Source organism: Leeuwenhoekiella sp. A16 (genome assembly GCF_047946675.1).
Taxonomy (GTDB): Bacteria; Bacteroidota; Bacteroidia; order Flavobacteriales; family Flavobacteriaceae; genus Leeuwenhoekiella.
The window spans coordinates 1-14,121 of record NZ_CP172313.1 but is presented as its reverse complement, the minus strand read 5'-3'; the positions used below and the strand labels follow the sequence as shown (position 1 = coordinate 14,121).

The window sequence follows — 14,121 nt, the reverse complement described above, 5'->3', positions numbered from 1 at the left end:
TGATTTTTTACCGGTGAGCCCTCTGAGCTCCTTGGCAAGAATATTAGTACTTGCACCGTAAATCTATTCATTGGGATAAAATTCTTCAAAAATCTATGATTTCTAAGCTTTCTATCCCGAAATCAGACATTTTAAATAGTATTGCTTTACAAAGGATTTTATTTAGATTTTCCGAGGAAAGACCTCTGTGAAAATTTCAAAAACCAGCAAATACTTTTTACTACTTTGAGCTATTAAAATCTCTGATATAAATTATCAATAATTGATATGAAGATCAATCTATTGATAACTGTAAGAACGATAATTCAATGTGTTATTGAATTTATATTACTAAAGTAAGATTTAAATACATATATCCCTAGTATTTTAACAATTTAGTTTTCAACTCTTTATAAACGGCGATTATGAACAAAAGTTAATAAATGGCATAGCCTAATGAGATAGTTAGTGGAATGGCAATACCGGGGTTGTCATTAAAAATATTACCATTAGAATAATGAGCAATCTTGAGGTCAAGATTGTAATTTCTCTCTTTCCCAAACAGGAAACCAATACCCATAAAATCCTGAAAAGTCGCTTCTTCACCACTATCTATACCGTCAAGTACAGATTTTGAAATGTATGCAGGCCCAATTATTGAATAATTAAAATATAAGTCTACGGGAGCTGTTCTTAAAAACCACCAGCGTACTAAGGGATAAACTGACAGTGCATAGAAGTTTTCATGATTCTGTGTTTTGTATAATGCAAGACTGGCGCCCCAGTCTAGCGAAAAGTTTTTGTTAGTATGAAAAATATTGCGCTGATAGGTCATAAAAACGCCATTTTTAATGAAAATATCGCCATTCCAGAAAATAGGAATGCTGGTTTTAAGTCCGCCAGAAAATTGTCTGTTTATATCAAAACCTAAAAAGTCTGAAGCGTAACCTATCTGCAATATATGTTTAGGAAAAGCATACAGGGTTGACGCATTATCATCAATTACATTTTGATCAAGAGAACGTAAATTATAAGTAATTCCCGCTGCGATAAACGTTGTTGCAGGTTGCTTAACTTTGTCTTTAGGAGGTGAGTAGGTCAGGTTAATAGAAGCATCCCATTTGTAGCTGAGTTTGTAATTGATTCCTGTGCCTAAAAGAGGGTAGAGGTATTGTGCATCTTTAATAACTTGTGTATCATCAATTTTAAAACCATGTCTGGCAACGTTGCTGAGTCCTGCTTCCCAATATAGAGAGTAACGAGTAGATAATTCTATTCTTTTTCTCCCGCTAATGGCCCAAATATTAGTCCATACAGAATGATGATAGTTGTCAATATTAATACCGTTATATGAAACCCATGCAGCTGGTCGCATCACACTTAGCTGGGCATCCCAGTTATTCTTAAAGTGGTATCCTATTGCAAATCTGCCGGCAAAAGTAGTGGTGGCCGTTATAGATATAGCCTCTGCAGATCCTTCTAAAAGTTTGCTTGAGTAGTTATAATTAATGACGCCAAAATTAGCATTGAGATACATGTTTTTTAAACCAAAAGAATAATCTGCTCTATCATCCTGGGCTACTAAACCTGCGCACCAAAATAAAAAACATGTAAAAAAGAAAGCGATTTTCTTCATCGCCTAAATATATAAAAAAAGGGCTCCCATTTAAGGAAGCCCTTTAAGCTATAAGCTTAAAAAAATTATTTTCTAATTTCTTTAATTCTTGCTTTTTTACCTGTAAGACCTCTAAAGTAGTAAATACGAGCTCTACGTACTTTACCTCTTTTATTGATCTCAATTTTCTGTAATGCAGGAAGGTTGATTGGGAAAATACGCTCAACACCTACAGTACCAGACATTTTTCTAATGGTAAATGTTCTTGTTAGGCCGCTTCCACGAACCTGAATAACAACACCACGGAAAAACTGAGTACGTTTTTTATCACCTTCACGTATTTCATAATACACGGTAATAGTATCACCAGCACTAAATTCTGGGAAATCTTTCTTTTCTACAAATTCGTTTTGAACGAATTGGATTAAATCTTCCATTTTACAGGAGTTTTATAATAGTTTGATAAGGGCAACATTCACGATTTTCGCCAGAGGTTGTTCTTATGAGGGTGCAAATATACATATAATTTCATTTTTTCCAATTGGAAAGCACAATTTTATATTCAGCTTAAATTACTGACTGATTGCTTATTATAGATCTAAAATAAAAAAATAGATTTCACTTACTCTAAAAGGTCTGGTCTTCTTTCCTGCGTGCGCTTATAAGCCTGCTCTTCTCGCCATTCTTCTATTTTGCCAGTATTGCCAGATCTAAGTATTTCGGGGACGCTCCAGCCCTTATATTCTGCGGGTCGTGTGTAGATAGGAGGAGCTAATAAATTATCCTGAAAAGAATCTGTAAGGGCAGAAGTTTCATTACCTAAAACACCAGGTATTAATCTTATAATGGCATCGCATAAAACCAAAGCTCCTAATTCACCGCCGCTAAGCACATAATCACCAATTGATATCTCGCGTGTTACAAAATGATCGCGTACGCGCTGGTCTACACCTTTATAGTGACCGCAGAGAATAATTATATTTTCCTGTAAAGAGATTTGATTTGCAATACCCTGATTTAAAGTTTCACCATCTGGGGTCATATAGATAATTTCGTCATAATCTCTTTCGCTTTTAAGCTTAGAAATACATTTATCTATAGGTTCTATCATCATGACCATCCCGGCACCACCACCAAATTGGTAATCATCAATTTGTTTATAAGCATTGCTGCTATAGTCTCTTAGATTGTGCAGCTTAATGTCAACTAATCCTTTCTCTATTGAGCGCTGCATGATAGAAGCTTCAAAAGGACTGGTTAATAAATCTGGGACTACTGTAATTATATCTATACGCATGCTGTGTAAACTTTTCTGGTTGCCAAAAGTAACTAAATAACGGCTATTAGGGTAGTAGGAGATAGTAGCAAAAAAAAATCCGCAATCAAAACGATCGCGGATTTTACATTTTATATCGAAAGAGAGATTTAGCCCTTACTGTTCTTTACGATCTTATTACGCTCATCCTGAAGCAAACGTCCCATTTTTTGCTCTTTTTCTAACGCTTTTTTGCGGTATTCTTCATATTCAAACTCTACTTCATTAAGCTTTTTATTAGCTTCCTGAGTTTGAGAGTTACTTCCTTTAAATTTATAGACAAAGAAAAGTAATGCTAAAGCAAGAACAGCAACGATGCCCCACATTAAAGACTTATAACCAGATTTAGTCATCTGTATACCCAGAAAATTAATAGAGTCTTTCTCTTCACGAGTTGTGTCTAGCGTTTGTTGTGTGCTGCTTAGAGAAGAGTTGAGATTATTAACTTCTTCTTTTTGAGTAGCTAATTGACCCTGCAAAGCGTTAATCTGAGCTTTAAGGTTTGCAATGCTGTCTTTTGTATTTTCTTGTAACTTATTAATAGCAAATTTCTTTACTACCTTGTATTCTTGAAAATTGTTAGAATCATTGATCAAGTCAGAAAATTGTTGATCAATGGTGTTTGGTTTTTCTTGCTCATCCTGAATTGTTTCTTCCTGTGCAAAGCTAATTGCAGTGACAAACAGAAGTAAGCAGGTAATCGCGGTAATTCTCATTCTCATTATTTCAGTCGATTTTTTCATTTGTAGCAAAACGCTTCGTTTTTATGCTTATTGCAAAGGTGACAAAATTAGCGATTTCTTATATGAAAATGACGATTTCTTCACATTAAGGAAGGGTCGTATCATTTTTTCTTTCTTCCCGTCGCTCTTCTCTTTCTGCCTTTCTCTGCGCGCGTTTGTATTCTCTGCGTTCTTTAGAAGACATGTTGTCTAGATCTGCCTCTTCTATAGCATCCTGATAATCTATATCCTCGTCAATTTCGCCTTTAAAGGCATTTATCCACGCGTTCTCAAAGATGTTTAAAATCGTAGGAAAAATTCCGGCTTGCACATTATTTAAATTACCTTCAAGTGGTACCACAGTTGCAAGTGTGTTTGTACCCTGATTTTTAAGAACAAACTTAAACATACCTACAAATCCTTCCCAGATGGTGCCTAATATACCATCTTCTTTGCTTATCATTTTTGAGTTGCTCAGCATGGGTTTTACGTACCCTTTAAGATAACCATCTGCGATTGCAAACTCACCATATACTGCAGCATCACCTTCTTTAAAATCAATACCGGCATACGTTCTTGTAAGATCATTAAAAGCGGTAATGTCTGCATCTTCCAGAGAGAAATTAAGATCCATATCTGGTATAGATTTAATCAAATTAACCCCACCATTAAGCTTAAAATTTCCTTTCCCAATGCTTACTGCTCGCGCGGTAATAGGAGACGGAAGATTTTTAGAATCGTCTCTTACATTACGTAAATTATCTGCAGTAAGTTCAAGCTTATCCATATAAAGGTCTATATCTGGCTCAGTTTGCAGTTTTACAAAACCCAGCTTACCGTCGTGTACTTCAAAATGGTTTATGTCTATAGGTACAAGATCTGTTAATGCAGCGCTCCAGTCTTCTGTATCTGCTTCGCCTTCTTCTGTAGGTGCCTCCTGATCTTCAAAAACGTAAGTTACCTCAGGGCTGTACATTTTAATCTCACTTACTATTCTACCTTTAAATATAGATTTCCATTCTATTGAAATATCAGTTTCAGGAAAATTGAGAAAAGGCACTTGCGTCTTAGCATTCACCTTATTTAAATACATACCGTCAATAACATATGCGCCTCTATAAAGAGCAATGTCAATATCTTTTACCTGCCCATAATATCCCGGGATATCTGCCAGAACTTTGTTGACATAGTTCTTTACAATTGTAGGTAGGAGTATTCTAAAAATCACCAGCATTAGTATGATGATTACCGGCAGTACGTATCTTTTCTTTTTGAGACCTCTTCTTTTCTTATCTGATTTTGTTGCTGACATCAATCGTAAAATTTAAGTGTTAAAATTCGCAGAAATGCCGGTAAATGCCAGTTAATGAACTCACAAAATATATTACGCCCTCAATACAATTAAAAAAGCCCGATGAAATGAATCAACGGGCTTTTTTCATATTATTCTTTCATGTTTCTATCTAAAGATAAAGCGGTTACGTTCACCGTCTTTATTCACAAAAGTGATACTTATAGGTTCCTCAGAAGATTTGCTTGACATAATCTTCTCAACATCATTAATGTTACTTACAGCTTCATCATCAATTTCTGTAATAACGATACCTCTCAGGTTATAGCGCTGCATATCTTCGGTAAGTGTGTTATTAATAACAACCCCGTGCTTAACGCCATAATCTTTAAGTTCTCTTGCGCTTGCATTTTTAACCTCAAGCCCCACGTTTCCTATCTTATAAGTTTCCAGTTTAAAGAGAGTAACAGGAACCGTTTTTTCTTTACCATCTCTCATGAATTTTACCTGCACTACATCATTAGGACGTTTTGCATTTAAATAACCAGAAAGGTCAGTAAATTTTGAAATATGGATGCCATCAACCTCTTTAATAACATCACCTTTTTTAATACCGGCTTTTTCTGCACCACTATCATATTCTAATCCGCCTACGTAGAAACCTTCAGTTTGATCAACCTCAAGTTCTTTAGCAATTTCAGTATTAAGACTCATACCGCTAACACCTAAGATACCGCGTTGTACATCGCCATATTCCATAATATCCTGAACGATTTTCTTGGCAATATTAGAAGGGACAGCAAACGCATAACCTACATAACTACCCGTTTGTGAAGTAATAGCGGTGTTAATACCTATTAATTCACCGTTTATATTTACTAAAGCACCACCACTGTTGCCAGGGTTAATGGCAGCATCAGTTTGAATAAATGACTGTGGGTTATTATCAAACTCATTAATATCTCTGGCTTTCGCCGAAATTATACCGGCAGTCACTGTGCTCGTTAAATTAAAGGGATTACCCACAGCAAGTGCCCATTCTCCCAAGCGCACAGAGTCTGAATCACCAAAGGGTAAGTAAGAAAGATCATCACCAGCATCTATCTTAATAAGCGCGATATCTGCTTTGGGGTCAGACCCTATAACATCTGCTTTAAAAGTTCTGTTGTCATTGAGAGATACTTCAATCTCGCTTGCGCCATCTATCACATGGTTATTTGTAACAATATAACCATCTGCAGAAATGATAACACCACTACCAGAACCTACAAGGCCTGGTTGTAGATCACCACCACCATAAATATACTCGTGCATATTGCGTGGTCTACGCGATAATTGCACATTTTTTACGTGTACTACAGCATGAACCGTTCGTTCTGCTGCTTCGGTAAAGTCTGCATTGGTACTCGTTATCGTAGGCCCATTATAAGCAACAGGTAAGAAAGTTGAAGATTTAGTTTTTGCGGAACTTTCTACGAGATCTGTAGATTCAAGATACTTGTAGGCTCCTAGTGTAATGCCGCCTCCAAGGACGGCTACAATCAAAAGACTTGCAAATTTTTTCATAATTCTATATTTCATTGTATTAACTAACATTTAAAATACTTGATCTGGTATAGGATGTTGCGGCATTAACTAGTTTTTAACAGCATATAAAATAATGGCTTTATGTATTTTTGCTGCCAATCTATAAGTAGTACTCCAAAATGGAGAGACAAGGCTTAATTTTTAGCTCTAAAAAGTGAACTTTTAAGGGTGAAAATCGGCTAAAAAGCATCAAAAATTAGTAATGATAACATTCTATAAATATCAAGGAACAGGTAACGATTTTGTAATCATAGATAATCGTCAACTATCTTTTTCCAAAAATGATACCAAACTCATCAAACAGCTCTGTGACAGAAGATTTGGCATAGGAGCAGATGGTTTAATATTGCTAGAGAATCATCCTGATGCAGATTTTAGAATGGTATATTACAATTCAGACGGTAACCCGAGCACGATGTGTGGCAACGGCGGCAGGTGTATTGTAGCTTTCGCGAAAGAAATAGGCGTTATAGAAAATGAAGCCATTTTTGAAGCGGTAGACGGTATGCATGAAGCCAAAATTGTAGATGATATCGTGCACTTAAAAATGCAGGACGTAGATAAAATAGAAGAGAAGCAGGAGCATTTATTCCTAAATACGGGTTCTCCTCACCATGTGCAGTTTGCAAAAGACCTGCAGCAATTAGATGTAAAAACGGCAGGAGCTGCAATGCGTTATAGTGAACTATATGGTAAAGAAGGTAGTAACATTAATTTTGTTGAGTTAAATGGTGAAAATGTCGCCATGCGCACCTATGAGCGAGGAGTAGAAAATGAGACACTTAGTTGTGGTACAGGTGCTACCGCAGTGGCAATAGCTATGTATCATCTGGAAAAGGTAACAAGCAATACCGTAAATCTTACCGTTCCCGGAGGTAAACTACAAGTTACTTTTGAAAAGAATGGAAGCGGATATAAAAATGTTTTCCTCATTGGGCCGGCTAAAAAAGTATTTACAGGAGAATGGCTGTAATCACTTTAACAGGAAATAATATTTATCTTCGCGCCCTTGAGCCAGAAGATCTGGCAATAGTGCATCGTATAGAGAATGATGAATTATTGTGGGAACTCAGTACGACACTTACTCCATATTCTAAATTTACCATCAAAGAATATCTTGAGAATGCACACCGTGATATTTATGAGGTCAAGCAACTTCGGCTTGTTATTTGTAAAAAGGAAGATGATGCCGTTTTAGGAATGATAGATCTTTTTGATTATGATCCTAAAAATCAACGGGCAGGGGTGGGGGTTCTGGTTTTAGAAGAATCTGAACGTGGTCGCGGTTATGGCACAGAAGCTTTACAGTTAATAATCAGGTATAGCTTTGCTCACCTTGATATGCATCAGTTATATGCAAATATTCTGGAAGGTAATGACCGCAGCATTCAGCTTTTTAAGAAACAGGGTTTTGAAGAAGTAGGGGTGAAGAAAGACTGGAAACGCTTTCGCGGAAGCTTTAAAAATGAAATATTATATCAACTTATAAATAAGAATGTACATTAGAAAAATATTAGTTGCCATTGCCTTACTTGGTGTTTTGGGAGGAGCGATTTTCGCTTACGTTATCTACGGTAAATTTTTCTCACCTAATACAGCTTTTAATAATGAAGAAGCACATATTTATGTAAGGACAGACGATACTTATGAAGATGTACGTGCAGAACTTGAGCCGCTAATTGAAGATATAGAGTCTCTGGATGCTGTGGCGTTGCGTAAAGGATATCCTAATAATATTAAGCCGGGTCATTTTATTATTAAGAAAGGTAGTAATAATAACGAGATAGTTAATTCTATTCGCAGTGGTAATGTTCCTGTAACCATTTCTTTTAATAATCAGGAGCGCGTAGAAGATCTTGCGGGGAGAATAGCGCAACAACTCGAGGCAGATAGTTTAAGCCTGGTAAAAGCATTAAAAGATACTACCTTTTTAAAAGAGCAGGGCTTGACGCCTGCAACGGCAATGACTTTATATTTACCCAATTCTTACCAGTTTTACTGGAATACAGATGCGCTGGGTTTTAGAGAGAAGATGGTCAATGAGCACGACAGATTCTGGAATGAGGAGCGTATTAATAAAGCAAAAAAACTCAACCTATCACCAGAACAGGTTTACACGCTGGCGTCAATAGTACAAAAGGAAACGGCTAAAAATGACGAAAAACCGCGTGTGGCGGGTGTTTATCTCAACAGGCTTAAAAACGGATGGAAACTTGACGCAGATCCCACAGTGATATATGCCGTAAAAAAGACCGAAGGTGATTTTAATAAAGTGATCAAGCGCGTGCTTTATAAAGATCTGGAAACAGACTCTCCATACAACACATATAAATACGCCGGTTTGCCACCGGGACCCATATTTATGCCAGATTTATCTTCGATTAATGCTGTTCTTAATCCTGAAGATCATAATTATTACTTTTTTGTTGCAGATGTCTCAAAACCAGGTTATCATATGTTTGCCAGGAATGTAGGGGAGCATAATGCGAATAGGAGACAATACATACAATGGATTAACAAACAAGGGATTAACCGTTAGAGCTTCCTCAAGTGTTAAATATTTGAGAAAGCTGTAACACATTCATCTTATCACGGTCATTTTATTGAATTTTTATTCAGTTTAGGGCGATATTTTAATGATATCACCCGGTTTTTTGATGTTAGTAAAACATTAACTATTTGCAAGTCAAATACTTAAGTTTTTTCGTATCTTTGCGCGCTGAATATAGAACGGGAGTAACTGTTTTTTTACTTGAGTTCTTAATCAACAATTATGACAAAAAACATAATAAAATTAGCAGCATTACCTTCGGTATTTGGTCTTGTAGCACTGAGCTTTTCAGTTAAAGACACTGCAGAATCTACTGCTTATTCAACAGAAGGATTAGAATTGCATTACACAGTTCCCTCTGTAGATGAAGTAGATCATGTTGCTGTAGAAAAGAAGAATCTTGCCAATCCGGGAAATTCTTTTGCAGGATTTAAAGAAGCCCTGGGTTTTAAAGAATCACAAAACGATTATAAACGCATTAATCAATTCGGCTATTTAGGTCGATACCAGTTTGGGCGCAGTACGCTTTTATTGCTGGGTGTAAATGATACAGATGAGTTTATAAACAGTCCTGTTTTACAGGAGAAAGCCTTTATCGCAAATGCTTCAAGAAACAAATGGGTTTTGAGAAAAGACATAAAGCGATTTAATGGTAAAGTTATAAATGGCGTTCGTATCACAGAATCTGGTATTCTGGCGGCAGCTCACCTTGCTGGTCCCGGGAGTGTTAAAAGATATTTACGCTCAGGTGGCGTAGAAGGCTTTAGGGATGCTTTTGGTACTTCTATTAAAAGTTACCTAAGAAAATTTGCCGGCTATGATGTTTCTTTTATCCAGCCAGATAAATTTGCTAAAGTTGATCTTGATAGTTAGTATCAATTAATATATTTGAAAGAGAAGATTTAGGGCAACAATTATGTTGCCCTTTTTTTTGTTTTAAAAACGAAAATTTTATTTCTGAATGATGAAAATTGCCGGTCTTTTATGAAGATCTGGCATTTTATTCTTCCATTGTGCGGCTGCTTTTGTAAGTATGAATTCGCTGGGCAAGCTAATATCGCAAGCCACACATATTTGTGTATGCTTATCAAGTGTATGGCAAAGTTCTTCAAGCATTTTATTATTGCGATAAGGAGTCTCTATAAAAATCTGAGACTGTCCCTGTTCTGCAGAAATACGTTCTAAGCGTTTAATTGCATTTTTGCGCTCTTTTTGATCTATAGGTAAATAGCCATTAAAAGCGAAATTCTGCCCATTCATACCGCTACTCATCATCGCCATTAAGATAGAAGAAGGGCCAACAAGTGGAATAACACGAATACCTTTTGCATGAGCTATCTTAACAATGTCTGCTCCCGGATCTGCAATTCCCGGTACACCAGCTTCAGATAATAAACCTACAGATTTACCCTCAAGACACGCATTTAAAAAAGTAGGATAATCAGCTACTTCTGTGTACTTATTTAGAGTATGCAGAATAAGACCGGGTTGTGATTTATCTGGCGTTAACAGCTTTATAAAAGCCCTTGCAGATTTTTCGTTTTCAACTATAAATTCATCAAGATTCTCAACAGTATTTGCAACTGATTGTGGGAGAACATCAAGGGGCGGTGTGTTGCCTAATGTTGTGGGTATGAGATATAAATTTCCTACTGCAGGCAGGTTTTGCATGTTAGTCTATTATTAATTTTTGAACACCGAGATTTTTACCGTTTTCAGCCGATTTTATCAGGTAAACACCCGATTTTAGTGAAGAAATATCTATTTCTTTTTCTCTATTAGTTGCTGCTGTGAGTACTATTTTTCCTTCTATATTAAAAATAGTCAGCTCAATCATCTCATTTCCTGAACCGGATATTTTTAAGACAGATTTTGCAGGATTGGGATAGAAACGAATGACATCAGCTGCATTATCACCCACTCCCAGATCGTTAGTTACAACTTTTAGAATATCTCCACTTTCATAACCGGCAACATAAAGTTCGCCATCATTATCTACCCCAAAACTTGAAAATGCATTTCCTGGGTAAGGTCTTGAAAATTTGATTGCATAACCATCACTACCATCTGCTGTAACGGTACCTATCTCATTAGTGCAATAATCTGCGAAAACATATTTACCCACAAGATCGGGATACTGGCTGCCTCTATATACAAAACCTCCTGTGACAGAACATCGTCTAATACCGGTATCAGTATCAATTACATCGTGCTGATATTCAGTAACGGGAAATGTAAGAGTAGAAGCTTCAGGGCAATCTGTAGTATTGTATGTGGCTGTGCCTTCATAACACCTCCAGCCATAATTTAACCCTGCTTCGGTATAGGCTACTTTGTCTATTTCTTCAATATTACCCTGGCCTACATCGGCTATCCACAAATCGCCTGTTTCAGGGTCAAAAGAAAACTTCCACGGGTTACGTAAACCGTATGCCCATATTTCAGCTTTCGCGGAAGCATCATCTGCAAAAGGATTACCTGAAGGAATAGAGTAGGGAGAGCCATTATCAACATCTATACGCAGAATAGTACCTAAAAGAGAATTTTTGTTTTGACCATTAACATTGGGGTCGCCACCGCTACCGCCGTCACCCAAACCTATGTATAGATAATTATCAGGGCCAAAGACAATACTGCCGCCATTATGATTGCCAAAAGGTTGATCTACGGTGAGAATGATCGTGGCAGAATCTGGATCTGCGATATCGGGATTATCTGGGCTCACTTCATATTTTGCCACAGTCGTATTCCCAGACAGGTCTGTATAGTAAATAAAGAAAATCCCGTTAGTTTGATATTCAGGATGAAAAGCCAGTCCCAGTAAACCGCGTTCTCCAGCAGATACGGTTAAATCTGAAATATCCAGAAAAGGCTCACCGTTTGTTAATCCGTCGTTTGTAGAAACGATTTTAATGATGCCTTCCTGCTCAAGTACAAAAAGCCTATCATCTCCTGCATTTTGAATATTTAGCGGATGCGTAAACCCGGAAGCAAAGCTATCAAGATCGATTTCCTGAGCATGCGCCGTTGTAATACAAAGAAAGATGAAACTTAAAATTATATTTTTCATGACAAGAGGAGTTTACAGGAAAAATACAAAATTGTAAGGTATTTAGTTTTGTAATTTATTGGCAATATTAGATGTAGCTTCATCAAGCATTTTGTAGACATCTGCAAAACCCTGTTCACCGCCTGTGTAAGGATCTGGAACGTCAACGCCCTCACCGGGAAAGATCTCATCTAGAATAAGATGAACTTTTTGTTTGTCAGCTTCATTTCTGGCAAACCCAATAACGTCTCTGTAGTTATATTTATCCATCACATAAATGTGATCGTATATATCAAAAAATCTGGGCTTAAACTGCATACCGCGCTGTGAGGCAATGTCAAGTCCGTTTTGTTGTGCAATAGCGATACTGCGCACATCTGGCGGACTACCAATATGCCAATGTCCTGTTCCTGATGATTCTACTGTGAATTTCTCGGGGTCGAGTTTAGATTTAAGTAAACCTTCGGCTAGAGGTGAGCGGCAAATGTTGCCCAGGCAAACCATTAAAATTTGGACTTTCATGTCTGGTAAGTTAATAATGTAAAGCTAAAACAGTTCTTGTAAAAAGCCTAGAAGCGGCTCTACATAGTAAGCTTTTTATTAAGATCTTCTACGTACTTTCTAAATTGCTTATCTGTCGCAGAAAGATTATCTACCGTTTTGCAGGCGTGTAATACCGTAGCATGATCGCGTTTACCTATTTGTGAACCTATACTTGCAAGGGAGGCTTTAGTTAATTTTTTAGCAAAGAACATCGCTAATTGTCTTGCCTGTACAATATGTCTCTTACGCGTTTTAGATTGTAGTGTATCAACATCCATCTGGAAGTAATCGCTTACGACCTTTTGTATATAGTCTATAGAAACCTCGCGCTTAGTATGCTTAACGTAATTGTCTACTATCTTTTTAGCCAGATCTAATGTGATCTCTTTGCGGTTGAAAGACGAATGTGCGATTAATGAAATAATAGCACCTTCAAGTTCGCGTATGTTGGTCTTAATATTATTAGCAAGAAACTCAATGATATCTTCTGGCATTTCTACACCATCCTGATACAATTTGTTCTTGATAATAGAAGTACGCGTTTCAAACCCGGGCTGATGCAATTCTGCAGAAAGACCCCATTTAAATCTCGATAAGAGACGTTGCTCAATATCCTGCATATCTACAGGAGCCTTGTCGCTGGTTAGAACGACCTGCTTACCGTTTTGATGCAAATGATTAAAAATATGGAAGAAAACATCCTGTGTTCCTGCTTTACCAGAGAGTAATTGAATATCGTCTACTATTAATACGTCAATCACCTGGTAGAAATGAATAAAATCATTTCTGTTATTCTTTTTTACAGATTCTATATATTGTTGCGTAAACTTTTCTGCAGATATATATAGAACAGTTTTATCTGGATATTTATCTTTTATCTGTACACCTATAGCGTGAGCTAAATGTGTTTTCCCCAAACCTACACCACCAAATATCAATAACGGATTAAAAGAGGTGCCTCCCGGTTTGTTTGCGACAGCTAAACCAGCAGATCTTGCTAACCTGTTAGAATCTCCTTCTAAGAAATTATCAAAATTATAATTAGGATTAAGCTGAGACTCGATTTCCAGATTGCGTATACCCGGTATTACAAATGGATTTTTTAATTCCGGACTTTTATTTTTTAGAGGAGCGTCAACATCCTGAGATTTCATTGATGACGGTCTGTTTGAGCTGGGTATCTTTTCGGTGAACGGCTGGCGGTTGCCATAAGTGTTCTCCATTTTAATCACATAAACTAACTTTGCACTTTCGCCCAACTCTTTTGTTAAAGAAACTTTGAGTAATTTTACATAGTGTTCCTCGAGCCATTCGTAAAAAAATTTGCTGGGTACCTGTATGCTCAGGGCATTATCTGTTAGTTTCACAGCCTTAATTGGCTCGAACCAAGTCTTATATGCCTGCGGTGTGATATTGTCCTGAATGAATAATAGACAATTATCCCAAACTGTTTGCGCAGTCATACTCAT

14 protein-coding genes are annotated in these 14,121 nt (G+C 36.9%); 4 read left to right on the top strand and 10 right to left on the bottom strand.

The window, feature by feature from the left end:
- Positions 1-415: 415 nt before the first annotated feature.
- From ACH3O9_RS00070 to ACH3O9_RS00045, 6 genes are all read right to left on the bottom strand, one after another.
- Entirely contained in the window at positions 416-1,615 is a 1,200-nt protein-coding gene (locus tag ACH3O9_RS00070; protein WP_416443129.1) for an acyloxyacyl hydrolase, read from the bottom strand.
- 65 nt (positions 1,616-1,680) lie between these two features.
- On the bottom strand, positions 1,681-2,031 hold the full coding sequence (rplS, locus tag ACH3O9_RS00065; RefSeq protein ID WP_416443127.1) for a 50S ribosomal protein L19: 351 nt from the start codon (positions 2,029-2,031) through the stop codon (positions 1,681-1,683).
- Positions 2,032-2,216: 185 nt separating this feature from the next.
- The gene (gene trmD / locus ACH3O9_RS00060; protein ID WP_416443125.1) at positions 2,217-2,891 is read right to left on the bottom strand and encodes a tRNA (guanosine(37)-N1)-methyltransferase TrmD; all 675 of its coding nucleotides are present in this window, start codon (positions 2,889-2,891) and stop codon (positions 2,217-2,219) included.
- 128 nt (positions 2,892-3,019) lie between these two features.
- Positions 3,020-3,625: a hypothetical protein gene (locus ACH3O9_RS00055; protein ID WP_416443123.1), complete on the bottom strand. Its 606-nt coding sequence runs from the start codon at positions 3,623-3,625 to the stop codon at positions 3,020-3,022.
- Positions 3,626-3,737: 112 nt separating this feature from the next.
- On the bottom strand, positions 3,738-4,943 hold the full coding sequence (locus ACH3O9_RS00050) for a DUF748 domain-containing protein (RefSeq protein WP_416443121.1): 1,206 nt from the start codon (positions 4,941-4,943) through the stop codon (positions 3,738-3,740).
- A gap of 147 nt (positions 4,944-5,090) precedes the next feature.
- Entirely contained in the window at positions 5,091-6,488 is a 1,398-nt protein-coding gene (locus ACH3O9_RS00045) for a trypsin-like peptidase domain-containing protein (protein WP_416443119.1), read from the bottom strand.
- A 223-nt stretch (positions 6,489-6,711) separates the two neighbouring features.
- On the opposite strand from ACH3O9_RS00045, the gene dapF reads away from it, so the two are divergent.
- From dapF to ACH3O9_RS00025, 4 genes are all read left to right on the top strand, one after another.
- Positions 6,712-7,482, top strand: a complete 771-nt coding sequence (gene dapF / locus ACH3O9_RS00040) for a diaminopimelate epimerase (protein ID WP_416443117.1) — start codon at positions 6,712-6,714, stop codon at positions 7,480-7,482.
- Complete coding sequence (locus ACH3O9_RS00035; RefSeq protein ID WP_416443115.1) at positions 7,473-8,015, top strand: GNAT family N-acetyltransferase; 543 nt, start codon at positions 7,473-7,475, stop codon at positions 8,013-8,015. The genes dapF and ACH3O9_RS00035 overlap by 10 nt, the downstream gene beginning before the upstream one ends.
- Positions 8,005-9,048, top strand: a complete 1,044-nt coding sequence (mltG, locus tag ACH3O9_RS00030; RefSeq protein ID WP_416443113.1) for an endolytic transglycosylase MltG — start codon at positions 8,005-8,007, stop codon at positions 9,046-9,048. Before ACH3O9_RS00035 ends, mltG begins: the two co-directional genes overlap by 11 nt.
- 234 nt (positions 9,049-9,282) lie before the next feature.
- Positions 9,283-9,933 (top strand): peptidoglycan-binding protein LysM, encoded by a 651-nt coding sequence (locus tag ACH3O9_RS00025; protein ID WP_416443111.1) that lies wholly within the window; start codon positions 9,283-9,285, stop codon positions 9,931-9,933.
- A gap of 78 nt (positions 9,934-10,011) precedes the next feature.
- Here ACH3O9_RS00025 and ACH3O9_RS00020 read toward each other — a convergent pair whose 3' ends face one another.
- From ACH3O9_RS00020 to dnaA, 4 genes are read right to left on the bottom strand one after another with little or no spacing between them, the layout of a single operon-like run.
- Positions 10,012-10,731 carry an SAM-dependent methyltransferase gene (locus ACH3O9_RS00020; RefSeq protein WP_416443109.1) on the bottom strand — a complete coding sequence of 240 codons (720 nt, stop codon included), beginning with the start codon at positions 10,729-10,731 and terminating at the stop codon, positions 10,012-10,014.
- Position 10,732: 1 nt separating this feature from the next.
- Positions 10,733-12,130 carry a PQQ-dependent sugar dehydrogenase gene (locus ACH3O9_RS00015; protein WP_416443107.1) on the bottom strand — a complete coding sequence of 466 codons (1,398 nt, stop codon included), beginning with the start codon at positions 12,128-12,130 and terminating at the stop codon, positions 10,733-10,735.
- A 42-nt stretch (positions 12,131-12,172) separates the two neighbouring features.
- Entirely contained in the window at positions 12,173-12,631 is a 459-nt protein-coding gene (locus ACH3O9_RS00010; RefSeq protein WP_416443105.1) for a low molecular weight protein-tyrosine-phosphatase, read from the bottom strand.
- A gap of 59 nt (positions 12,632-12,690) precedes the next feature.
- Positions 12,691-14,121: a chromosomal replication initiator protein DnaA gene (dnaA, locus tag ACH3O9_RS00005; protein WP_416443103.1), complete on the bottom strand. Its 1,431-nt coding sequence runs from the start codon at positions 14,119-14,121 to the stop codon at positions 12,691-12,693.